This is a genomic window from Kitasatospora sp. NPDC058115, from assembly GCF_042884635.1.
GTDB lineage: Bacteria > Actinomycetota > Actinomycetes > Streptomycetales > Streptomycetaceae > Kitasatospora.
Genome location: NZ_JBHVTL010000010.1, coordinates 198,242 through 220,081, shown reverse-complemented (window position 1 = coordinate 220,081; position 21,840 = coordinate 198,242). Strand labels below are relative to the sequence as shown.

General features: G+C 74.6%; 15 protein-coding genes. 7 read left to right on the top strand and 8 right to left on the bottom strand.

What is annotated here, in order from left to right:
* Positions 1-13: 13 nt before the first annotated feature.
* The 3 genes from ACFVVL_RS13620 to ACFVVL_RS13610 form a co-directional block, all read right to left on the bottom strand.
* Positions 14-1,072: a D-alanyl-D-alanine carboxypeptidase family protein gene (locus tag ACFVVL_RS13620; protein WP_387674428.1), complete on the bottom strand. Its 1,059-nt coding sequence runs from the start codon at positions 1,070-1,072 to the stop codon at positions 14-16.
* Positions 1,073-1,527: 455 nt separating this feature from the next.
* Positions 1,528-2,439: a hypothetical protein gene (locus ACFVVL_RS13615; protein WP_387674425.1), complete on the bottom strand. Its 912-nt coding sequence runs from the start codon at positions 2,437-2,439 to the stop codon at positions 1,528-1,530.
* Positions 2,432-2,944, bottom strand: coding sequence for a SigE family RNA polymerase sigma factor (locus ACFVVL_RS13610; RefSeq protein ID WP_380287147.1), 513 nt, complete (start codon positions 2,942-2,944; stop codon positions 2,432-2,434). Before ACFVVL_RS13610 ends, ACFVVL_RS13615 begins: the two co-directional genes overlap by 8 nt.
* Before the next feature lie 252 nt (positions 2,945-3,196).
* On the opposite strand from ACFVVL_RS13610, the gene ACFVVL_RS13605 reads away from it, so the two are divergent.
* The 4 genes from ACFVVL_RS13605 (at position 3,197) to ACFVVL_RS13590 (ending at position 11,920) form a co-directional block, all read left to right on the top strand.
* Positions 3,197-4,006 carry a hypothetical protein gene (locus ACFVVL_RS13605; protein WP_387674422.1) on the top strand — a complete coding sequence of 270 codons (810 nt, stop codon included), beginning with the start codon at positions 3,197-3,199 and terminating at the stop codon, positions 4,004-4,006.
* A gap of 584 nt (positions 4,007-4,590) precedes the next feature.
* Entirely contained in the window at positions 4,591-7,416 is a 2,826-nt protein-coding gene (locus tag ACFVVL_RS13600) for an ATP-binding protein (protein ID WP_387674419.1), read from the top strand.
* Positions 7,417-7,611: 195 nt separating this feature from the next.
* Complete coding sequence (locus ACFVVL_RS13595) at positions 7,612-11,415, top strand: tetratricopeptide repeat protein (protein ID WP_387674416.1); 3,804 nt, start codon at positions 7,612-7,614, stop codon at positions 11,413-11,415.
* A gap of 73 nt (positions 11,416-11,488) precedes the next feature.
* On the top strand, positions 11,489-11,920 hold the full coding sequence (locus tag ACFVVL_RS13590; RefSeq protein WP_387674413.1) for a hypothetical protein: 432 nt from the start codon (positions 11,489-11,491) through the stop codon (positions 11,918-11,920).
* Positions 11,921-11,940: 20 nt separating this feature from the next.
* On the opposite strand, the gene ACFVVL_RS13585 is transcribed toward ACFVVL_RS13590, so the two are convergent.
* A complete protein-coding gene (locus ACFVVL_RS13585) occupies positions 11,941-13,101 on the bottom strand; it encodes an iron-containing alcohol dehydrogenase (protein ID WP_387674410.1) in 1,161 nt (386 codons plus the stop codon).
* 137 nt (positions 13,102-13,238) lie between these two features.
* Here ACFVVL_RS13585 and ACFVVL_RS13580 point away from each other — a divergent pair, with 137 nt between their 5' ends.
* A complete protein-coding gene (locus ACFVVL_RS13580) occupies positions 13,239-14,192 on the top strand; it encodes a LysR family transcriptional regulator (protein WP_387674407.1) in 954 nt (317 codons plus the stop codon).
* Between the two features lie 125 nt (positions 14,193-14,317).
* Here ACFVVL_RS13580 and ACFVVL_RS13575 read toward each other — a convergent pair whose 3' ends face one another.
* The 4 genes from ACFVVL_RS13575 to ACFVVL_RS13560 all read right to left on the bottom strand — a co-directional run bounded on the left by ACFVVL_RS13575 (position 14,318) and on the right by ACFVVL_RS13560 (position 17,536).
* Complete coding sequence (locus ACFVVL_RS13575) at positions 14,318-15,076, bottom strand: choice-of-anchor P family protein (protein WP_380287140.1); 759 nt, start codon at positions 15,074-15,076, stop codon at positions 14,318-14,320.
* A 166-nt stretch (positions 15,077-15,242) separates the two neighbouring features.
* Complete coding sequence (locus tag ACFVVL_RS13570; protein WP_387674404.1) at positions 15,243-16,652, bottom strand: glycosyltransferase family 2 protein; 1,410 nt, start codon at positions 16,650-16,652, stop codon at positions 15,243-15,245.
* Entirely contained in the window at positions 16,649-17,254 is a 606-nt protein-coding gene (locus tag ACFVVL_RS13565) for an archaeosortase/exosortase family protein (protein ID WP_380287138.1), read from the bottom strand. Before ACFVVL_RS13565 ends, ACFVVL_RS13570 begins: the two co-directional genes overlap by 4 nt.
* Before the next feature lie 84 nt (positions 17,255-17,338).
* Entirely contained in the window at positions 17,339-17,536 is a 198-nt protein-coding gene (locus ACFVVL_RS13560; RefSeq protein WP_380422748.1) for a hypothetical protein, read from the bottom strand.
* 303 nt (positions 17,537-17,839) lie between these two features.
* Here ACFVVL_RS13560 and wecB point away from each other — a divergent pair, with 303 nt between their 5' ends.
* Positions 17,840-19,015, top strand: a complete 1,176-nt coding sequence (wecB, locus tag ACFVVL_RS13555; RefSeq protein WP_387674400.1) for a non-hydrolyzing UDP-N-acetylglucosamine 2-epimerase — start codon at positions 17,840-17,842, stop codon at positions 19,013-19,015.
* A gap of 116 nt (positions 19,016-19,131) precedes the next feature.
* A partial coding sequence (locus ACFVVL_RS13550) for a hypothetical protein (protein ID WP_387674397.1) occupies positions 19,132-21,840 on the top strand: 2,709 nt, incomplete at its 3' end.

The following is a 21,840-nucleotide window of genomic DNA, read 5'->3' as shown; positions in this document are numbered from 1 at the left end:
TCCGTGCCCGCGTTCACGCCCACTCCCGGCGGCCGCCGTCGAGCGCGGGCAGGACCGGCGGCAGCTTCTGCCGCAACGCGTCGACGAGCCGCCCGCTGTTCTCCAACGCCGCCCGCATGCCCTCGGCGGGCGTCGTCCCGGCGCGCTGGCCCAGCACCACGCCGAGGACCAGCCGACGTCCCGCCCCGGCCCCGCCGCCCTCCGGCACCTCCAGGGCCCACATCAGATTGCCGCCCGCCGGTGTACTCGAACCGGTCTTCAGCCCCACCACCCCGGGACGGTCGAGCAGCGCGTTGGTGTTGTGCAACGGCACCGCGCGGCCGGGGAGCGTGGTGCTGCGCAGGGCCACGGTGGCGCGCAGCGCCGGGTCCTTCATCGCCTCGCGGGCCAGCACCAGCTGGTCGGCGGCCGTGGACACGGTCGTGGGCTCGATCCCGCTGGCCCCGGTGTAGGCCGTCGCGGTCATCCCCAGCCGGGCCGCCTCCGCGTTCATCCGCTTCACGAACGCCTCTTCGCTGCCCGCGTCCCAACGGGCCAGCAGCCGGGCCACGTTGTTCGCGGACGGGAGGAGCATGACCTCCAGCAGCTTGCGCTGGGTGAGCCGTTGGCCCTCGACCACGGGAGCCGTCGACTCGCTCGTCGACGCCGACTCGGCCGCCGCCCGGGCGTCCACCGTGATCGTCGGGCCGTCCTCGCCGTCCCGGAGCGGGTGGTCCCGCAGGACGACGTACGCCGTCATCACCTTGGTGACGCTCGCGATCGGCACCGGCTGCTGCGGCCCGTTCACTCCCAGGACGCCGACCTTCGTCACGGCGACCGCCGACTGCCCCTCCTCCGGCCACGGCAGATCGAGATCGACGACGGGCGCAGGAGCCGGCAGCGTCGGCGGCCCCTCGACCCGGACGCCTCCTTTCCGGGCGCCACCGGTCTCCGCCCCGTCCGGCAGGGTCGCCGCCACGCCACCACCGGCGCCCGCGACCAGCACGGCGGCCAGCAGCCACAGCACCCTGCGGCGGGGCGCCCGGCGACGGCCCGGCACGGCGCCGGAATCGTGGTTTTCATGTTTCGTCACGGCGGACACGGCAGGGACCTCCCGGAGCTGGGGAACACGGAGCCCCGGCGGCACGGACGGCCACCCGGGGGGTGTTCACAGACTCCGCGACGGCTGCTTCGAGCCGGTCGTCACCCGACTTCGGCCGGCACGCGATCGTGTATCAACCACGTACCGGTGGCCCGGGGACGGACGCGAGGACCGAAGCGTCCTCCACGCGAGCGAGGGGTGAGCCGCGGCAGGCGCGTGATCCCTTCTCCTGAGGGTGCAGGAGGAGCCGCTCCGGTGCTGTCCGCGACCGCCCGCCGCGCGGCAGGGCCGTCCACCGGACAGAGGGCGCGCCTGCCCGCCGTGGACGGGTCGCGCAAGGGCGTCCGCACCGTCCGCACCGTCCGGGCCGTCCGCACCGTCCGGACCGGCTCGTCCCGGTCGACGCCCCAACGGCGGGGCAGGCCCCCTCCCGCCCGAAGCGGTGGCTACGGGCGGGAGTTCTTGCCGTTGGGCTGCGTCTTCTGGTTGTAGATCTCCTTGCCGGCCGCGTCGAAGGCGTGGACGTAGGGGCTCGGGGAGGGGTTCCCGGTGGAACCGGTGGACACGGCCGCCGTGTGGACGAACGCGCCGCCCGCCATGACGGCCGGGTACTGGGTCGGGTCGTCGCCGTAGCTGACGGTGACCTTGGCGACCTCGGGCGTGTAGTGCCCCGCGCCCAGCGAGAGGTAATGCCCGGCGTCGGCCGGCGTGCTGAAGGTGTTGAAGAACTTGATCAGGTGACCGGCACCCCACAGGCGGTCGTTGACGGAGGTGGCGGGGACGGACGTGCTGGTGCCCCGGTCGCCCTTCGTCTCGCACTGCACGTACTGGCCGGCGGAGTCGACGGCGACGACCACGCCGTCGGTGTTCGCCGAGGCGACCGGGGTGCGGACCGCGACCACCGCCTGGTACCGGGAGGCGTCGGCGCCCAGGCAGGAGCCCAGGATCCGCGCGACGGTCCCGGCGTCGATCGGGGAGGTCGCCGTGCTGGTGATGGCGGAGGCGGCCGGGGGGCGCGGGGAGGCGGACCCGGGGGAGGGGTCCGTGGTGGCCGCTCCCTGGTGCGGGTCCGGTGAGCGTTGCGGCTCCGGCGAGCTTTGCGGTTCCGGCGAGTGCCCTGGTCCCGAGGAGTGCTGTGATCCGGGGGACCGCCCCGGCTCCGGTGAGTGCAGCGCGGACGGGAGGGCCAGGCACAGGGCTGTCGCGGCGCAGGCCGCCGTCACGCCGAGGGCGCGCCGGCGGTGGCGGCGCCGGTCGGCACGCCGGCGGATCTCCGCAGCGGGCAGGGCGGGCGCGGACATCTGCGTGCCGAGCAGCCGCAGCCGGTCGCCGAGGGTGTCGCGGACGGGGTCAGACACGGAGCTTTCCTTCCTCGCCGGTCGGGGCCCGCTCGGCGAGCACGGCCGCGAGCGCGGTCCGGCCGCGGGCGAGGCGGCTCTTGACGGCGCTGACGCTGGCGCCGGTCTCGGCGGCGACCTGCTCGACGGAGAGATCGCACATGTGGTGCAGGACCAGGGCACCTCGCTGTGCCTCGGGCAGGTCGCGGAGCGCGGTGACCAGCATCAGGTGCTCCTCGCTGGGGGGCTCGACGGTGGGTGGTTCCCGGCGGTGGTGGCGTCCGGCCAGGTGCAGGCCCCGGGCCAGCCGCCGCCAGCGGGAGAGGGCCAGCCGCCGGGCCGTGGTCCGGATCCATGCCTCGGGGGCGTCGTCCGGGTCGAGGGTGCGCCTCCGGTCCCACGCGCGGACGAAGGCCTCCTGGACCACGTCCTGCGCCTCGGACCAGTCGCCGGTCATCGCGTAGAGCTGCCCGGTCAGGCGGGAGAAGGACGCCGCGTAGAACGCGTCGAACTCCTGTGGCGTCATCAAGGGCCTCTCCTACGGGACTGTCCTTCGGTTCGCGGCACAGGCGGCCCGCGGGGAGGCCTTCCTCGGCCGCGGCGGTGGAGCCGTGCGTCCTGGGTGGAGCCTCCCGCCCTGTACGCACGAGAGCCGCCCCCCGGTCGCACCCACGGCCTATGACATGGATCACGTGTGCGGGGCGCGACCCGCCGGGCGCCGGGGGGCGTACAGGGGCGCCGGCGTCAACCGGACGCTCGCAGGAAGGGACACGGATTCATGCGCATCCGCCCGATCATGCTCACCGCCGCCACTCTCACCGCCGCGGCCATCGCGGCCGCGGGGGGAATGGCCACCGCCGCAACCGGCACCCCCACGTCCGCCCCGGCCCCCGCTGCCGCGCCTCACAGTGAGCCCGCTGCCGCGCCGGCCACCCCGGCCACCCCCGCTGCCGCGCCGGCCACCCCGGCCACCCCCGCCGCCGCGCCCACCACCCCGGTCGTCACCGGCGTGCCCACCACGCCGGGTGCCTTCACCGTCACCAGCACGGCGACGTCCCCGATCGACGCCGGGGACGTCGCGGGGATCCTGGGCTCCTGCCTGGGCGCCGACGCCTCCCGGTACCAGGCGGTGGTGGCGGTCCGCACTCCGGTCGCCTCGGCGAACACCGACGGCGTGGTCGTCGCCGTCGACTCCGCCGGCCAGTACGTGCAGTGCGAGACGAAGGGCGGCCAGGGCAGCAGCATGTCCTCCCCCGCGACGTTCATCAACGACCGCCTGTGGGGTGCCGGTCACCTGATCGAGTTCTTCGACAGCTTCAGCGAGAAGGTCGGTGCCGGGCAGTACCTCGCGCTGGGCGCGGGGCACTACACGCCCGAGGTCGCCAAGGTCACCGTCAGCTACGGCGACGACCCGACCCAGTACCCGGCCGTCATGGCGGGTGGCGCGTTCGTCCACACGGCGGCCATCTCCACCGACCCCAACGGGCACTCCTTCCCGCCGAGCCCCTACGTCCACGCCTTCGACGCGGCCGGCAAGGAGATCTACAACCAGAAGACGCAGCCCAACGTCAAGAAGGCCCCCCGCTAGCCACTGCTGCAGGTGCCCGGCGGTGGGGCGGCGGTCGATCATACGCCGCGCGCGCCGCAGCTCGCCGAAGCCGCTCCTCCGTGAGCGGATCCATCGGCGGGGAGGCCGTCGGGCGCTCTCCGGGTTTCTTCCGGTCATCGGATCGTCGGTCCGATCGCGCCGCTGACTGACGCGCCGTGGGCGCGGACAGAGCCGCGAGACCGTCTGCCCCGGTCTCGCGGTGGCGACAGGGGCGGGGGGCTCCACACCCCGAACAGGATCCCCCGCACACAGCCCCTGTCGCTCAGCGGCGGGCCACCGATCCCGCGACGCCGCTGCTGCCGATCCGGCAGCAGCGGCTCGATCCGGTCCCACGACTCCTCCGACACCAGCCCCGGCGGTCCCGTCCCCGGGGCCTGCTCAACGAGCCGATGGTCGAACAGACCTGGGTACCGCGTTGCCCTGCCGGCTCTTCCAGGTCCCTGACGGCAGTCACATGATCCGATCCTCGAACAGCTCCTCGGCCCTTCGGCGTCGGAATCGTCCGTCCGGCAGTAGCCTCTGGTCGGTAACGACGGTCGGGGAAGCGTGAATTGGAGGCGGCGTTGGCCGAAGGGGAGGTCGTGGCCCGGGGTGGTGACGGGGAGGAGGACGCTCCGCTGCACGAGCGCGAGGCCGAGATCCGGTCGGCCGGGCTGGCGGTGGGGGCGCTGACCCGGGGCGGAGGGCCGGGGGTCGGGGAACTGCTGGTGTACACCGGGGCGGCCGGGCTGGGCAAGACCGCGGTGCTGACCGAGGTGCGGCGGAAGGCCGGGCGGGCGGGGTGCACCGTGCTGTTCGCCCGGGGTGGGGAGCGGCAGCGGCACGAGCCGTTCCGGGTGGTGCGCCAGCTCTTGCAGCCGGTGCTGGCGGCCCTGTCCGAGGAGGAACGGGGGCAGGTGTTCGGGCCGTGGGAGGGTGTCGTCGGCCCGGCAGTGGGGCTGCTGCCGCCGGGCGGGCAGCTCGACCCGCAGGGAGTGCGGGACGGCCTGGACTTCGTCCTCACCCGCCTCGTGCAGGTGCGCCCGCCGGTGGCCGTGATCGTCGACGACCTGCACTGGGCGGATCCGGAGTCGCTCGGCTGGCTGGCGAGTTTCGCGGTCGCCGCACGGGAGTTGCCGGCCCTGCTGGTGCTGGCCTGCCGCGACGAGTTCACCGACGACGCCCTGACGCTCCAGCGCGGCCTGCTCGGCCGGGCCGACCGGCGCCACGAACTGCGCCCGCTCCAGCCGGCCTCGGTCGCGCGGCTGGTCCGCGCCGCCCTGGGCGCGGGGGCGGAGGACGCCTTCTGCCGCCACGTCTGGGCGGTCACCGCCGGCAACCCGTACGAGACCACCGCGCTGCTGCGCGAGGCGGTCGGTCAGCGGCTCGACCCCGTCGAGGAGAGTGTCGGCCAGCTCCGCGAACTCGCGGCCGAAGCCCGGGGGATGACGCTCCGGCACTGGCTCGACCGGATCGGCCCGACCGCCATGCGGTTCGCCTGGGCCGCGTCCATGCTGGGCACCGACATCCGCCCCGACCTCGCCGCCGTGATCTGCGCCCAGGGCCCGGAGACCGCCGCCGAGTCGGTCCGGGAGCTGCGCCGCAACGGGGTCCTGGCCGGCGCACCGGGCGGCCGGCTGGAGTTCGTCCACCCGCTGATCGCCACCTCGGTCTACCAGTCGATGCCCCCCGCCACCCGCACCGGGATGCACGGGGTCGCCGCCGTCGAGACCGAGAACGCCGGCCTCGGCCTGCTGGTGGCCTCCCGGCACCTGCTGGAGACCCTGCCCGAGGGCGACGGCGAGATCGTCGGCAAGCTGCGCCGGGCGGCCCGCGAGCACCTGGCCATTGGCGCGCCCGAGGCCGCCCAGCGCTGCCTGCGCCGCGCCATCAGCGAACCGCCCGCCGACGAGGACCGGGCCGAAGTGCTCTACGAGCTCGGCTGCTCGGCCCTGCTCACCGACCCGGCGACCACCGTGAACCAGCTGCGCCTGGCGCTCGCGGACCCGTACGGGCTGGGCCCGGAGCGCCGGGTCGACGCGGTCTTCCGGCTCGCCCAGGCCCTCGCCCACAGCAACCGGCTCGGCGAGGCCGCCGCGGTGTGCGCGGCGGAGGCCGCCGACACCCTGCCCGGACCGGGCCGTCTGCGCCTGGAGGTCGCCCACTTCATGTTCGCCGCGTTCCAGTCCGAGGACGCGGACGGTCCGGGCCGCTCCCGCAGGCTCGCGGAGTTCGACCGGATGCTCGCCACGGTCGGCATGGCGTTCCGGGACCTCGGGGCCGACGGCCCGGGATCCACCCCGACCGGTACCGGCGCAGCGCACCGGACCGGCACCGGCACCGGCACCGGCACCGGCGGCGGGCCGCTGCCGCGCGAAGCCCTCTTCGAACACAGCGGCCTCGCCCACGCGGTGGCCGTGCTGCGCTGCTGGGACCTCACGCTGCGCGGCGCCGACCGCGACGAGGCGATCGCCCTCGCCGACTCCGCGCTGCCGGACGGCCGCCTGCCGCACAGCCTCGGCTGGACCAACACCGTCTGGGGCTTCGAGCTGCCCGGGATCCTCGGCATCAGCTACCTCTACGCCGACCGCGTCGACCGCGCGGAGGAGCTGTTCACCGAGGCCGTCCGCGCCTACGAGGTCGCCGGGTGGAGCGGCGGTCACCTCGGCTTCGCCTACCTGCTGACCGGCATGCTCCGGTTCCGCTGCGGCGCCCTGGCCGACGCGGAGGACTACCTGCGCCGGGCGCTGCGGATCGCCGAACGGATCGGCCCGGGCGTCCCGTTGCACTGGGACGCGGTCGGGGCGCTGGCCGAGACCCTGGCCGCGCGCGGCCGGCTGCCCGAGGCCCTGGAGCTGGCGCGCGAGCACGCCTTCGGCCCGCCCTACCCGACGGTGATGGTGCTGCCCGACGCCCCCACCCTCTACGGCCGACTCCTGCTGGCCCGGGGCGACGCCCCCGGCGCGGCCGCGACGCTGACCGCCGCCGGCGCGGCGCTGGACGCCCGCGGGTGGCGCAATACGGTGTGGGCGCCGTGGCTCGGGCACCTGGCCCGCGCGATCGCCCCCGACCAGCCGGAGCGGGCCCGTGACCTCGCCGAGGAGGCCGTCCGCCGGGCCCGGGCGACCGGGACGGACTCGGCCATCGGCAGCACGCTGCGGCTCTGCGCGGCCGTGCACGACCGGCCGCGCGCGGCCGAGCTGCTCGGGCAGGCCGTGCGCCACCTGGAGCGCTCGCCCGCCCGCTACGAGCACGCGATCGCCCTGGTCGACCTGGGCGAGGCGCTCGGCGCCGTCACCCCGGCCGCCCGCTCCGCCCTGGCACGCGGACTGGAGCTGGCCGTCCGCTGCGGCGCCGACGGCCTGGCCGCCCGCGCCGGAGACCTGCTGCACACCGGCGCGCCGGGCTGAACCGGCCCGGCCAACGGTGCCGGCCCGGCAACACGGCCCGAGCCGTCCCGGTGACCCCCGGCTACCACACGGACGCGGCGAACCCGATCGTTACCCACGACTTCGCGCGCACCGCCCCCGGGCGGCCCCGGCGCCGCTAGCCTGTCGTCCACTGCGGACGGGAAGGCGGCCGTCCGGGATCGCTGGGGGGCGGTTGTGGCCGAGCGGCTGATGGTGGACCTGCGGGCGGACGGCCGGGCGGCGGTGACCGAGTGGCCCACGGGGGAGGCGTTCCCGGCCCCGCCGTCGACCGGGGCGCCGCTGAGCTGGCCGCTGGACCACGAGGTCCTGGACGAGCTGCGCTGGTACCTGGAGGACTACCTGAGGGCGCCCTTCGGGGTCTACCGCGACCGGGGTCCGGAGGTGGAGCGGCGGCTGCCGGCCTGGGGGGCGGCGGTGTTCGAGGCGCTGTTCGGGGCGGGGCCGGCCCGGGACGCGTATCTGAGGGCCCGGGCCCGGGGCAACCGGCTGGAGATCGTCCTCCGCTCGGACTCCGCGGAACTCCTCGGCCTGCCCTGGGAGCTGATGGCCGACCCGGGCCGCCCCTCACCGCTGGCCCTGGACGGCGTGGCCCTCAGCCGCAGCCTGCCGAGCGCTGCCCTGGGGAGGGTCTTCACCGCCGGCGGCTCGCGGCTGCGGGTGCTGATGGTGATCGCCCGGCCGGACGGCACCGAGGACGTCGGCTTCCGGACGATCGCCCGCCCGCTGCTGCGGCGGCTGGAGGCGGTGCGCGGACAGGTCGACCTCGTCGTGCTGCGCCCGCCGACGCTGGAGCGGCTCGGCGAGGTGCTGGCCGGGGCGCGTGCGGAGGGCCGGCCGTTCCAGATCGTGCACTTCGACGGCCACGGGGTGTTCGGCGAGGAGCACCCCGACGGAACGGGCCCCCGGGGCATGCTGGTGTTCGAGGCGGCGGGTGGCGGCCCGGACCTCGTGTCGGCCGAGCGGGTCGCCCGGGTGCTGGCCGACGCCGAGGTGCCCCTGGTGGTCCTGAACGCCTGCCAGTCGGCCGCGATGGCCTCGCAGGTCGAGGCGGCGGTGGCCACCCGGCTGCTGCAGGAGGGCGCCGGGGCCGTGATCGCGATGGCGTACAGCGTCTACGCGGCGGCCGCCGCGGAGTTCATGACCGCCTTCTACGAGCGGCTCTTCGCCGGTGACCGGGTGGCGGAGGCGGTGGCCGCCGGACGTCGCCGGCTGGCCGTCCACAACCGCCGGCCCTCGCCGAGGGGCCCGCTGCCGCTGGCCGACTGGATCGTGCCGGTGCTGTACACCAGGAGCGAGGTGGCCCTGCCCGGCCTGGGCGCCGGGCGGACGGAGCCGGCCCGGTGGCCGGAGCGGCCCGACCTGGCGTCCGTCGGGGAGTTCGTCGGCCGGGACGGCCTGCTGCTGCGGCTGGACGTCGGCGCCAGGACGTGCGGGGTGGTGGTGCTGCACGGCCCCGGTGGGGCGGGCAAGACCGAGCTGGCGAAGGCCTTCGGCCGCTGGTACGGCGACACCGGCGGTACGGACGGCGCGGAGGCGGTGGTCTGGCACTCCTTCGAACCCGGGGTGGCGTCCTTCCGGTTGGCGAGCGTCGTCGACCGGGTCGGCCGGCAGCTGCTGGGCCCCGGACGGTTCGACCAACTCGGCCCCGAGGAGCGGCAGACGGCGGTCGAACGGGAACTGGCCACTCGGCGAACGCTGCTGATCTGGGACAACGTCGAGTCGGTCCACTCGATGCCGCACCCCGGCGACACCACCCCGCCCCTGGCGGAGGCGGAGCGCGCGGAGTTGCGGGCGTTCCTCGAACGGGTGGCACGCGGCGGGCGCAGCGCGGTGGTCCTGACCAGCCGCACGCCGGAGGACTGGCTGGGCCCGCAGCCGCTGCGGATCGCCGTCACGGGGCTGGACGCCGAGGAGTCCGCCGAGTACGCCGACCAGCTCCTCGCCGCGCTCCCCGGGGCGAGGCGACGGCGCGACAAGCCGGCGTTCGGTGAGCTGATGGACTGGCTGGACGGCCACCCGCTGAGCATGCGGCTCGTCCTTCCGCACCTCGACCGGCGGGACCCGGGGCCGGTGCTGGCCGCGCTCGTCGAGGGCGAGGCCCGGGTGCTCGGCGACGCGGACGAGGCCCGGGGGTCGTCGCTCGCCGCGAGCATCGCCTACTCGCTCGCCCACCTGCCGGACGCCGACCGCCGCGCCCTGTCGGCGATCACCCTGTTCCACGGGGCCGTCGACCTCTACGTGCTCAACATCTTCTCGGCGGACCTCGCTCTTCCCGGCCGCTTCCGGGGCCGCTCCCTGGAGGACTGGCGGCGGCTGTTGCGGCGGGCGGCGGGCATCGGGCTGCTCACCGAGTCGAGCGAGGCCGTGTACCAGATCCACCCGGCCCTGCCGGCCCACCTGACCGCCCAGTGGCGAAAGGAGGAGCCGGACTACGCCGCCCAGCACGAGACCGCGCTGCGCACGCTGATCAACACCCAGGCGACCTACTGCTCGTACGCCCGGGCGAAGTCGACGGGCGAGGAGGCGGGGTACGCGATGGCCGTCGTGCACGCCCAGCGCCGGACCGTGGGCACCCTGTTCGGCGAGGCGCTGCGACGCGGCCTGTGGGGCCAGGCGCTGGCGATCGTGCAGCCGTTGGACGACTACTGGGACGCGCGCGGCCTCTACGCGGAGGCGAGCGGGTGGGTCGACCGGGCCCGGCTGGTCCTGGAACGGGCCGACGGAACCCCGCCCCGGCTGGACTCCCCGGCCGGCCGGCTCTGGGGTTACCTGGTGTCCTCGGAGTCCTTCCGGCTGCTGCGCAGAGGGCGGACGGGCGACGCGGAGCGGATCGTCCGGGCGCTCCACCGCGCCGCCGAGGCGCTGCCGCCCGGCCCGGCCCGGCTCCGCGACCTCGCCCACTGCTACCAGAGCCTGGGCCGCATCGCGGTGGACCGGGCGCAGTGGACGGAGGCCGAACGGTGGTACCGCCGCTACCTCGAAGCCCTCGAAGGCACGGGGGACACCGGCAAGGTGGCGGCGGGCCTCTCCCAGCTCGGCGTGATCGCCCTCCAGCGCGGCCGGACGGCGGAGGCCGAGGCGTGGTTCCTCAAGGCCCTGGCGGGGTGCGAGGGGCTGGGCGACCGTTCCTCGGAGGCCCGCTGCTGCGTGAACCTCGGCATCGTGGCCCAGGAGCAGGGGCGCTTCCAGGACGCCGACAGGTGGTACCGGCGGGCGGCCGTCCGCGGCGAGGAACTCGGCGACATTCCGATGCTGCTGACCATCTGCCACCAGAACGCCACGATGGAGACCGACGTCGGGCGGCTGGAGGAGGCCGAGGACTGGTGCCGGCAGGCCCTGGTGCTCGCCGAGCGGCTGGGCCAGTTGCCCGACACGGCCCGCGTCCACCACCAGCTCGGCGTGCTCGCCGTGATGCGGGACCGGCTGGACGAGGCCGAGGCCTGGCACCGCAAGGCGCTGGAGATCCGGACGGCGATCGGCGATCCGCACGGAACGGCGGACAGCCGCCACCAGCTCGGCATCGTCGCCACCCAACGGGGGGACCTGGAGGAGGCCGTGGAGCAGTACACGCGGTCCAGGGAGGTCCGGGAGGAGATCGGCGACCTCGCGGGGCTGACGGTGACCTACCACCAGCTCGGGCTGACGGCCCACACCGGAGGCCGGCTGACCGAGGCCGAGGGGTGGTACCGCCGTGCGCTGGCCGTCTGCGAGCGGATCGGCGACCTTCCCGGGACGGCGCGCACCTGCACCATGTACGGCCAACTCGCCGAGCTCCAGGGGAAGACCGGGGAGGCGATGGAGTGGCTGGTGCGCGGAGTGACCTGCTTCGAGGAGTTCCCGCACCCCCTGACCCGGCCGACCGCCCACACCCTGAGGGCACTGACGCGCGACCACGGCATACAGGCCCTGGAAACGGCCTGGCGGTCGGTCACCGGGCAGCGGCTGCCGAGTGCCGTGCGCGACTTCGTGCGGAACTGAACCCAGCCCGCCACCACCGGACCACTGAGCGTGATCACCGGAGCCGGATCACCGAAACACGAGGAGACCACCCATGACCGACCCGATCGAGGCGGGCGCCCGCGCCGCCGCCCAGCGCCTCACCACCGCCCGCACGCCCTCGCTCACCGCCGACGTGGAGGCCGCCCTGCACGCCCGCGGGACGGCCGCCCGTCCCGGCCGCTACCTCGATCCGGTCGCCCTCGGCTCGCTCGTCGTCGCCGCGGCCACCCTGGCCTGGGCGGTCGTCAAGGACCTCCGCAAGCAGACCCCCGAGCCGAGCCCGGAGGTGGTCACCCGGATCGTCCGGATCCAACTGGAGGGGACGGAGGCGGCGCTGGCCTCGCTCACGCCGGAGGAGCGGCAGCGCGTCATCGGGATCGTCGTGGCGGAGACGCTCGACGCGGCGGCCACCGGCGAGGCGGCCACCGGCGACGCGGCCACCGGCGGGACGCCCGACGGCGGGGCCGCCGACCCGGGTGCGTGAGGGAGGGCGGCCGGGCGGGGTCAGGCGTAGATCCGGGTGTAGAGGTCCCGGATCTGGGCGGCGGTGGGGACGGCGGGGTTGTTGGCGGGGGAGCCGGAGGCGAGGGCCTGGTCGGCCATCAGGGGGATGAGGCGGGTCCAGGCGTCCTGGGGGATGCCGTAGGTGCGGGGGGTGGGGACGTCGAGGTCGCGGCAGAGGGCGCGCAGGGCGCCGACGAGCCCGTCGGCGGCCGCGGCGTCGGGGTCGGCGTCGGTCGCGACGCCCAGCGCGCGGGCGCAGTCGGCGTACCGGGCGGGCGCGGCGTGCACGGAGAAGGCCGTCACGGCGGGGAACAGCATCGCGTTCGACAGGCCGTGGGCGACGTGGAAGTGGGCGCCGATCGGGCGGCTCATGCCGTGCACCAGGGCGACGCTGGAGTTGGAGAAGGCGATGCCGGCCTGGGTCGCGGCCAGCATCATCGCCTCGCGGGCCCCGATGTCCGAGCCGTCCGCGTAGGCGCGGCGCAGATGGCGGCCGATGGTGGTGATCGCGGTGAGGGCGAGGCCGTCGGAGAAGGGGTTGGCCCTGCGGCTCACATAGGCCTCGACGGCGTGGGTGAGGGCGTCGATGCCGGTGTCGGCGGTCAGCCGGGGCGGCATCGACATGGTCAGTTCCACGTCGATCACGGCGGCGAGCGGCAGGAACGCCGGGCCGGGGCAGAGCATCTTCTCGTCCGTGGCGCTGTCGGTGATGACGGTGAACCGGGTCGCCTCCGAGCCGCTGCCCGCGGTGGTGGGCACGGCGATCACCGGCAGCGCCGGCCCGTGGTTGACCCGCGGCGCCTTGTAGTCGCGCATCTGCCCGCCCTGCACGCCCAGCAGGGCGAGGGCCTTGGCGGTGTCCATCGGGCTGCCGCCGCCGAACCCGATCACCGAGTCCGCCTCGTGCTCGTACAGCACCTTCAGGCCCGGGGCGAGCGAGTCGGTGGTCGGGTCGGGCACGGTGTCGGCGAACAGCCGCGGGTGCAGCCCGGCGCCGAGCAGCGTCGCCGTCAGGCGCTGCGCCGCGCCGCTGCCGACCAGGAAGGCGTCCGTCACGAGCAGGGGGCGGCTCAGCCCCAGTTCCCGCAGGACGTCGCCCAGTTCGGCGGCGGCGCCGCGGCCGACGCGCATGATCCGCGGCAGGGAGAGGCCGGCAACCATGGAGCACCCCTCGGTGGTGGGAGAGCGGTGACCGGGTCGCCCCGGCCGGGAAGGTTCGACTGTGCCGCCCGCGCGGGTGTGCGTTCAATCGCCAATCGTGCAGACGGCCTGTGCGTACCTGCAGATACGCTGAGCCGGTGCCCTCCCGTTCCCGCCCGGTCGGCGACCGGCTCCGCGCGGACGACCTCCGCTACCTGCTCGCGGTCGCCCGGACCGGCCGGCTGGTGACCGCCGCCGACGCGCTCGGCGTGGACCACACCACCGTCTCGCGCCGCATCGCCGCGCTGGAGAAGGGCCTCGGTGTGCGGCTGATGGAGCGCGGCACGGAGGGCTGGGCGCTGACGGACGCCGGGAAGGCCGTCTGCGAGAGCGCCCGCGCGATCGAGGACGCCCTCGTCCGCGCCGTCGACGCGGTGTCCGGCCGGGACGCGCCGTCACTGCACGGCACCGTCCGGGTCAGCGCGCCGGACGGCTTCGGCACCGTCTTCGCCACCCCGGCGCTGGCCCAGGTGCGCCGGGCCCACCCCCGGCTGCAGACGGAACTCATCACCGCGACGCGGCAGTTGCCGCTGCGCCCGGCCGGCTTCGACCTCGCCGTGACGATCGGCAGACCGCCGCGGAGCCGGCTGGTCACCGAACACCTCACCGACTACGCCCTGGGGCTGTACGCCGGGGAGGAGTACCTCGCGCGGTGCGGTGCGCCCGGCACGGTCGCCGAGCTGCGGGAGCACCCGCTGGTCTTCTACATCGAGTCGATGCTCCAGGTGGGCGACCTCGACATCGAGCGCCATCTGCCGGGCACCACGCCCGCGTTCTCCTCCACCAATGTGTTCGCCCAGGTGGAGGCGACCCGGCTGGGGGCCGGGGTCGGGGTGCTGCCCGCCTTCCTCGCCGACCGGGCCGGGCTGCGGCGGCTGCTGGCCGACGAGGTCGACATCCGGCTGCCGATCACGCTCGCCGTGCGCCGGGAGGCGGTGAGCCGCCCCGCCGTCCGGGCCGTGCGTGACGCGCTGCACCGGGAGGTCGCCGACCGCACCGCCGAACTGCTTCCCGGTCCGGCCCGCCGCGACGGCCCGGGGCACCAGGTCTGACCCGCGACCCGCGCCCGCGACCCGCGGCGGCGGCCGGCGGAACGGGTCGGGCCCGGGGGCGCCCCGACCCGCGAACGGGTCGGGCGCCCACGGGCCCGCTGCGGGACCGGGGGACCGGGGGCCGGTCAGCCGGCTGCCGGGGTGGCCGCGTTGCCGCCGGAGCGACGGCGCAGGTAGACGAAGCCGAGGCCGGCGGCCAGGGCGGTGGCCCCGGTGGCGGAGGCGACCTGCGCGTTGATCATGGGAACGGGGGCGGCGGGCGACGCGCCTCCGCACTCGGCGTGACCGATGATCAGGTTGGCGCCGTTGAGGGCCGGGAGGAGGGTGAAGTGGACGGCGTTGACGGTCAGCACGCCGTCGGCGTCGGTGCTCTGCTCGTTGAGGACCACCTGGCCGATGCCGGGGATGCTGACGGTGGTGTTCTGGGGGGCGTTGGCCTGCAGGGTGACCGGGGGGAGCGGGAACGGCAGGGTGACGGTGCCGGCGGCGATCGTGCCGTTCCCGGTGGCGCCGCTGGGAGTGGCGTTGCAGGTGGAGTTGACGCCGGTCAGGGTCGCGCTGCCGAGCGCGCCGAAGTCGATGCCGAGGCTGTCGACGGTGGCGCTGGCGGAGGAGGTGCCCGTGGTCGGGTCGCCCGCGGTGGTGGCCGTCAGCGTGGAGTCGGTGGCGAAGGGCCCGGCGGTCAGGCCGATCAGGGTGGAGGTGCCGCCGGGCGGATAGGTGGAGGTGGGGGTCGGGGGGACGGCGGCCAGACTGCCGAAGGCGTCGGCGGAGACGACGTAGGCGTTGGCCTCGGGGGAGGTGAGCGCGGCGTAGGCCGGGCCGGCCACCGAGGTCAGGAGGCCTGCGGCGAGTGCGGTGCCGGCCAGGACGCGGGCGCGCATGCGTGTTCTCACGGGGGGGCCTTTCATGCGGTGAAGGGGGGCTGGCAGAAGGCACTACCAGCGTGCGCATGCGATGACCTGGTTGTGTGATTTTCCTACGCGCCGCGGGGAGGTGTTGCGGAATACCCCTCGTGCGGCCCATCGCCGGGGTGCTCGCGCGGGGCTGTCAGGAGGAGAACCCGCCGACGGTGGCCGACTGGTCGAAGCGGTCGATGGGATCGATCGGGTCCATCGGGTCGAAGGGCGCGGGCTGGGCGGTACGGGCGGTCTTGTGCCAGGAGTCCCGGCGGCACAGGATGCGCCAGAACGCGCGGACCGCGACGACGTAGGTGGCGGCCGCGTAGAGGGCCAGGGCCAGGCCGTAGCCGAGGGCGGCGCGGAGACTGAGGCCCGGTTCGCAGCGCCGCCGGTACAGCGGCCCCCAGATGGCGAACTCGCCCACCCCGATCAGCAGGTAGATCAGCAGCAGCGGGGCGCCGCCGTGCTGGAGGAAGTCGAGGGTGAAGCGGGGGTAGGTGACGGCGTTGTAGGAGAAGGCCAGGACCGGCACCAGGTAGGCGACCAGGCCGACCAGCTGGAGCCAGGGCTGCGCCATGAAGTACAGGACCTCCAGGAAGCCGAGGGTGGTGAACTCGCGCGAGCCCCAGATCGGGCGCATGTAGCGGGCGCACTGCATGGAGCCCTGGGCCCAGCGCACCCGCTGGGTGAGCAGTTGCCGCACGCTCCACAGGGCCTCCTGGTCGACCCAGGCGTCGGTGGTGTAGCCGTTGCGCCAGCCGGCCAGCATCAGCCGCAGGCCGAGTTCGAAGTCCTCCAGCAGGGCCTTCCCCCACGGCCGTTGGTCGTCGAGGCCGACCGAGTCCAGGGCCGACAACCGGGTCAGCTGGCCGTTGCCGCCGACGTTGACGGTGCCGGTGTGCCGCCGGGTGATCTGCATGGCCGAGATCGGTCCGCGGAACTCCAGGTCCTGGAGGCGGGCCAGCAGCCGGGCGCAGCGGTTCCTGAGCCGCCCGCGCCCGGGCAGCGGTCTGGCGACGTCCCGGTTGGACATCCGGACCTCGACCTGGACGCCGCCGATCCGCGGGTCGCCGAAGTAGGCGTCGCCGGCGCACACCGCGAACGTGTTCGGGGAGGGGCGGCCGTCGGCGTCCAGCACGCAGACGATCACCCGGTCGGGATCGGTGTCGAGCCACAGGCCGGCGTTCAGCGCCCGGTACGCGGCGTTGAGGGCGTCGCCCTTGCCGGTCCGGGCCTCGGGCAGGCGCCGGGAGACGAGGTGGACGGGCCGGCCGGCCCGTTCCCTGGCCCGGACCAGATCGGCGGTGCCGTCGGTGGAGTGGTCGTCGACCACCCACACGGTGGCCTCGGGGAAGTACTCGCCGAGGTAGTCGAGGGTGGTGCCGATGACGGCCTCCTCGTCCCGGCAGGGAATGAAGAAGTGCCAGTCGAAGGCCTCCGGGTCGCCCGGCGGCCGCGAACGGGAGCGCAGGTAGTTGCGCACGATGACGGCGACGTAGGCCAGGAAGCTGACGCCCAGGACGAAGGAGAGCGAGATCGAGGTGTCGAGGAGGGTCACTGCTCGGGCTCCTCGCCGTCATGGGCGGGCCTGCGGGCGACGATGCGCAGGTAGAGCAGGAACGCGGCGAGGGCGGCGGCCATCATCAGGACCGATCCGAGCAGGACGTGCGCCCAGCCGAAGCCCTCCTCGCCGAGGTGGTGCTGCATCGCGACGATGAGCGTGAGACGGCCGAGGTTGGTGGCCACCAGCATGGCGGCGGCCACGGCGAACGCCAGCAGCATTCGCGCGGGCCGGCGGGTGCTGAAGAGCAGCAGCAGGCCGGTCAGCAGCGCGAACGGGGCGATCAGCAGGGCGCTGCTGCACCCGGCGGTCAGCGCGATCCCGCGGTGGAAGCCGGCGTCCGTGCCCGCGTAGAGGACCGGGGCGCTCGGCCCGGCCAGGAGCATCGTGCGCAGGCCCAGCAGGTGCTCGACCAGCCACGCCGCCGAGGTGATCTCCCGGTGGCGGTAGTAGTGCTCGCCGGCGACGAGCATGCCGCAGGTGCCGAGCAGCACGGGCCCGAAGACCCGGCCGAGCACCGTGGTGCGGGCCGCCGCGGTCGGGTGCCGGCGGGCCCGCCACGACGACGGCCCGGACAGCGAAGAGGTGTCAGTGAACACAGGGGCACTCCCGGGACGAAGGGCAGGAAGCGGGGCCGCCGCGCGGGAGCGTTCCCCTGCGGCGGCCCCGGCTCATGGATCGGTTCACCCTCGGTCGCGCCCCTGACGGTCCTGCGACCGGACGTCCGCGGCCAACTGGCCGCGGCGGATCAGGGCGACGCCGGTGACCACCATCACCACCGCGACCGCCGCGGCGATCCCGAGGCCGGGAGAGCCGGTGGCGGCCAGCGCACCGCCGGCTCCGACCGCCGGCGGGATCCCGCCGTGAATGTGTCCGTACACGAGGTTTCCTCCATTTCCACCAGGCGGCCGACACCGCTCGGCGGTGTCGGCCAGGACTCCCGATGGTGCTGGCCCGCTGCCCCCGGAAGGGTGACGCCACGCGCCGCCCGGCGGCGAATCCACCCGCACGCCGCATCCCCCGGAACCCGCCCCGGTGACCCGCCGCCGCGGGGCCGCCGGTCCGGGGCGGGCCCTGGTCCGAACGGGGGGCGTTGCCGAATTCCGGCCGGAATCCCCGCATTCCGCGGCCACGCCGTGCCGATACTGCAGCAATCCCTCGACACATATGACAATCGGAGAACAATGTCTTCCGTTGATGTCGCCCTGGTCTTCGGAACCCGGCCGGAAATCGTCAAACTCGCCGGTGTCGCCCGCCTCCTCGGGCCGCAGGCCAGGATCGTGTGGACCGGCCAGCACTGGGACGCCGGCCTCACCACCTGCTTCTTCGAGCAGTACGGCCTGCCCCGCCCCCACCACCTCCTCAAGGGCGTCGGCGGCGAGGCCCGGGGTCAGCAGATCGGCCGCATGATCGCCGCCCTCAGCGACCACTTCACCAAGCGTCCCCCGGCCGCCGCCGTCGTCCAGGGGGACACCAACACCGCCGCCGCCGGAGCCCTGGGCGCACACTGCGCGGGAATTCCCGTGGTCCACGTCGAAGCGGGTCTGCGCTCCTTCGACGACGACATGCCCGAGGAGACCAACCGGCGCCTCATCGCGCCCGTCGCCGACCTGCACTGCGCCCCGACCCCCACGGCCGCCGCCCACCTGCTGCGCGAGGGCATCGACGCCGGACGCGTGCTGGTCACCGGCAACACCGTCGTCGAGGCGACGCTGGAGACGCTCCCCGCGGAGGCCGAGGCCCACCGGGTCCTCGCCCGGTACGAGGTGGCCCGGGACGCCTACGTCCTCGCCACCGTCCACCGCCCGGAGAACACCGACGACCCCGCGCGCCTGGCCCAGCTCCTCGACCAGCTCGCCGCCGTCGACCTGCCGGTCCTGATGCCGCTGCACCCGCGCACCCGGGCCGCCGTCGACCGCTACGGCCTGCGGCGCTCGATCACCCGGCTGCGGCAGATCCCCCCGCTCGACCACGCCACCTTCCTGGCCCTGGCCCGCCACTGCCGCCTGCTGGTTTCCGACTCCGGTGGCGTGCAGGAGGAGTGCACCGTCCTCAAGCGCCCCCTGATCGTGGTCCGCAACTCCACCGAGCGCCCCGAGGCCGTCCGGGCCGGCTTCGCCCGCCTGGCCCAGCCGGGCCATCAACTCGCGTGCGCGCTGCGCGAGATGCTCGACGATACCGCGCTCACCGGGCGCCTCGCCCGCGTGCCCTCGCCGTACGGCGACGGCACGGCCAGCGCTGAGATCGTCGCCGCCGTCCGCGCGCGCTACCTCACCCCCGGCCGCACGCCCGGCGCTCAGCTGCCGGCCCCCGGACACGCGCCGGACCGGGCCGGCACCGTGACGGCCCACCGGCCCTGAGGCCTGGCGGGCCGTCAGCGTCCGGTGGGTCCGTTCGATCGCACCGGTCCCCTGATGGATCAGGTGACGGCTCGCCAGGATGACAGATAGTAATATTATGTGCACATAGTGTTTCCATGACAAGAGACCTTCGCGGTCCGTCGCGGCTCCTCAAGCGCACGGCCCGCCTCGTGACGACAGCGACGTTGCTGGGACTCCTCGGCACCGGGGCCACCGGGCTCACCGGGCTCACCGGGTTACAGGCACGGGCCGAACCGATTCCCGACCACGTGCGGGCGAGCACGGGCGGCCGCGTTCTGGCGACCGGCACGCCACTGCTCAACGAGACCTTCACCGGAGCCACGGCGGACCCCCGCTTCACCGCCGTGGGCACCGCCTGCCTCACCGGTGCGCCCACCGGCGTCCCCGGCCCCGGCAGCCACCCGCTCACGGGCTGTCCGGCGATCGAGGTCGGGCCGGTGCCGCCGCGCAACGGCGCGCCGCACGGATACCTCCAGATCACCGACTCCGGCTTCGACGAGGCGGGCGCCGTTCTCTTCGACCAGGCGCTGCCCGCCGGCAACGGCCTGGACGTCACCTTCGACCAGTGGCAGTACGGCAGCACCACGCCCGCCACCCCGGCCGACGGCATCTCCTTCTTCCTGGTCAACGGCGACACCTCGCTCGACCACGCCGGCGCCTTCGGCGGCAGCCTCGGCTACGCGCAGAAGCTGCCCGACGACAACCCGAGCCTCACCTTCCTGCCCGGTGTCGACCGCGGCTACCTGGGTGTCGGCCTGGACGTGCTCGGCAACTACTTCGGCGACTGGGAGCACCGCGGCAACGGCTGCGCGACGCGCTCCCCGGCCGGCACCGGCTTCCGCGTCCCGGCCCCCGGCGCCAACATGGTCACCGTCCGCGGCCCCGGTGACGGCACCACCGGCTACTGCTTCCTGACCGCGACCACCAGCAACTTCACCACCACCGGCCCGTGGCCCTCCACCCTTCCGGGCACCATCCAGGGCCCGCTGACGGTGATGCCGCCGCTGGTGACCCCGGCGCAGGCGGAGACCCTGCTGGAGCCCTCCCGCCGCCGGGTGAACATCCACCTGACGCCCGCGCCGAACCCGGTGCTGACGATCAGCGTCGACTTCAACAACGGCACCGGCTCGCACCAGGTGCTGTCCACCCCGGCGCCCCAGCCGGTCCCCTCCACCTACAAGTTCGGCTTCGCCGGATCCACGGGCGCCTTCACCGACGTGCACCTGATCCGCAACGTCACCGTCACCACCGAGCAGCCGCTGCCCGCGCTGAACCTGGTCAAGCAGGTCCGCCGGCCGCTGCCCGGGCTGATCACGGTCGGCACGGCGCTGGAGTACGACTTCGTGGTCACCAACTCGGGGAACGTGGCGATCGACAACCTGGGCGTCAACGACCCCAAGGTCGGGCCGGTCAGCTGCCCCGTGGTCACCCTGGACCCCGGTGCGACGGTCACCTGTACGGCCTCCTACCTGGTGTCCGCCGCGGACGCCCAGGCCGGCCAGGTGCCCAACACGGCCGTGGCCACCGGCACCGCCGACGGCGCCCCGATCTCGTCCCCGCCGTCCTCGGAGAACGTGCCCGTCGTGGCACCGCCGGGCATCGACCTGAGCAAGCACGTCGACGCCCCCGGGCCGTTCGCGGTCGGGGACGTCGTGCCGTACAGCTACGTGGTCAAGAACACCGGCGGTGTCCAGGTGGACGGCCTGACCGTGACGGACGACAAGGTCACCGGCATCACCTGCGACGCCACCACGCTGGCCCCGTCCGGCAGCCCCGGCGACAGCACCGTCTGCCACGGCAGCTACGCCATCACCCAGACGGACGCCGACGCGGGCCAGGTCGTCAACAACGCGCTCGCCCAGGGTGTGGCCGACGGATCCCCCGTCACCTCGCCCCCGGCGCAGGCCACCGTCCCGGTGGTGTCCACATCGAGCCTGGCCCTGACCAAGCAGCCGAGCACCCCCGGCCCGGTGCACGAGGGCGACACGGTCACCTACACCTACACGGTGACGAACACCGGGACGACCACGCTGACCGGCCTGACCGTCGTCGACGACCACGTCACGCCGGTGACCTGCGTGACGGCGACCCTCCTTCCCGCGGAGAGCACGACGTGCACCGGCAGCTACGTGGTGACCGCCGCGGACGCGGTGGTCGGCCAGGTCACGAACGTGGCGACGGCGAACGGCGTCAACCCGCAGGGTCTGCCCGTCGAGAGTCCGCCGGCGCAGGCCGTCGTCGTGGTCGCGGGCGTCGCGAGCCTGTCGCTGACCAAGCTGGCGGACACGGGAGGTCCGGTGAACGTCGGTGACCTCATCACCTACACGTACACGGTGACCAATACCGGTACGGCGGCGGTGCACGACCTGACGGTGACCGACGACCGCGTGTCACCCGTGATCTGCACGGCGACCACGCTGGCCGCCGGGGAGAGCACGACATGTACCGGCAGCTACGTGGTGACGACCGCGGACGCGGTGGTCGGCCAGGTCATCAATGTGGCGACGGTGAGTGGCCTCGACCCGCAGGGCCTGCCGGTGGTGAGTCCGCCGGCGCAGGAGACGGTGCCGGTCACTTCCGTCGCCGGGCTGTCGCTGGCGAAGACGGCGGACACGGCCGGTCCGGTGAACGTGGGTGACACCATCACCTACACGTACACGGTGACGAACACGGGCACGGCCGCCGTTCACAACCTGACGGTGACCGACGACCGGGTCTCGCCGATCACGTGTTCGGCGACTTCGCTGGCGGCCGGAGCGAGCACGACGTGCACCGGTAGCTATGTGGTGACGGCCGCGGATGCG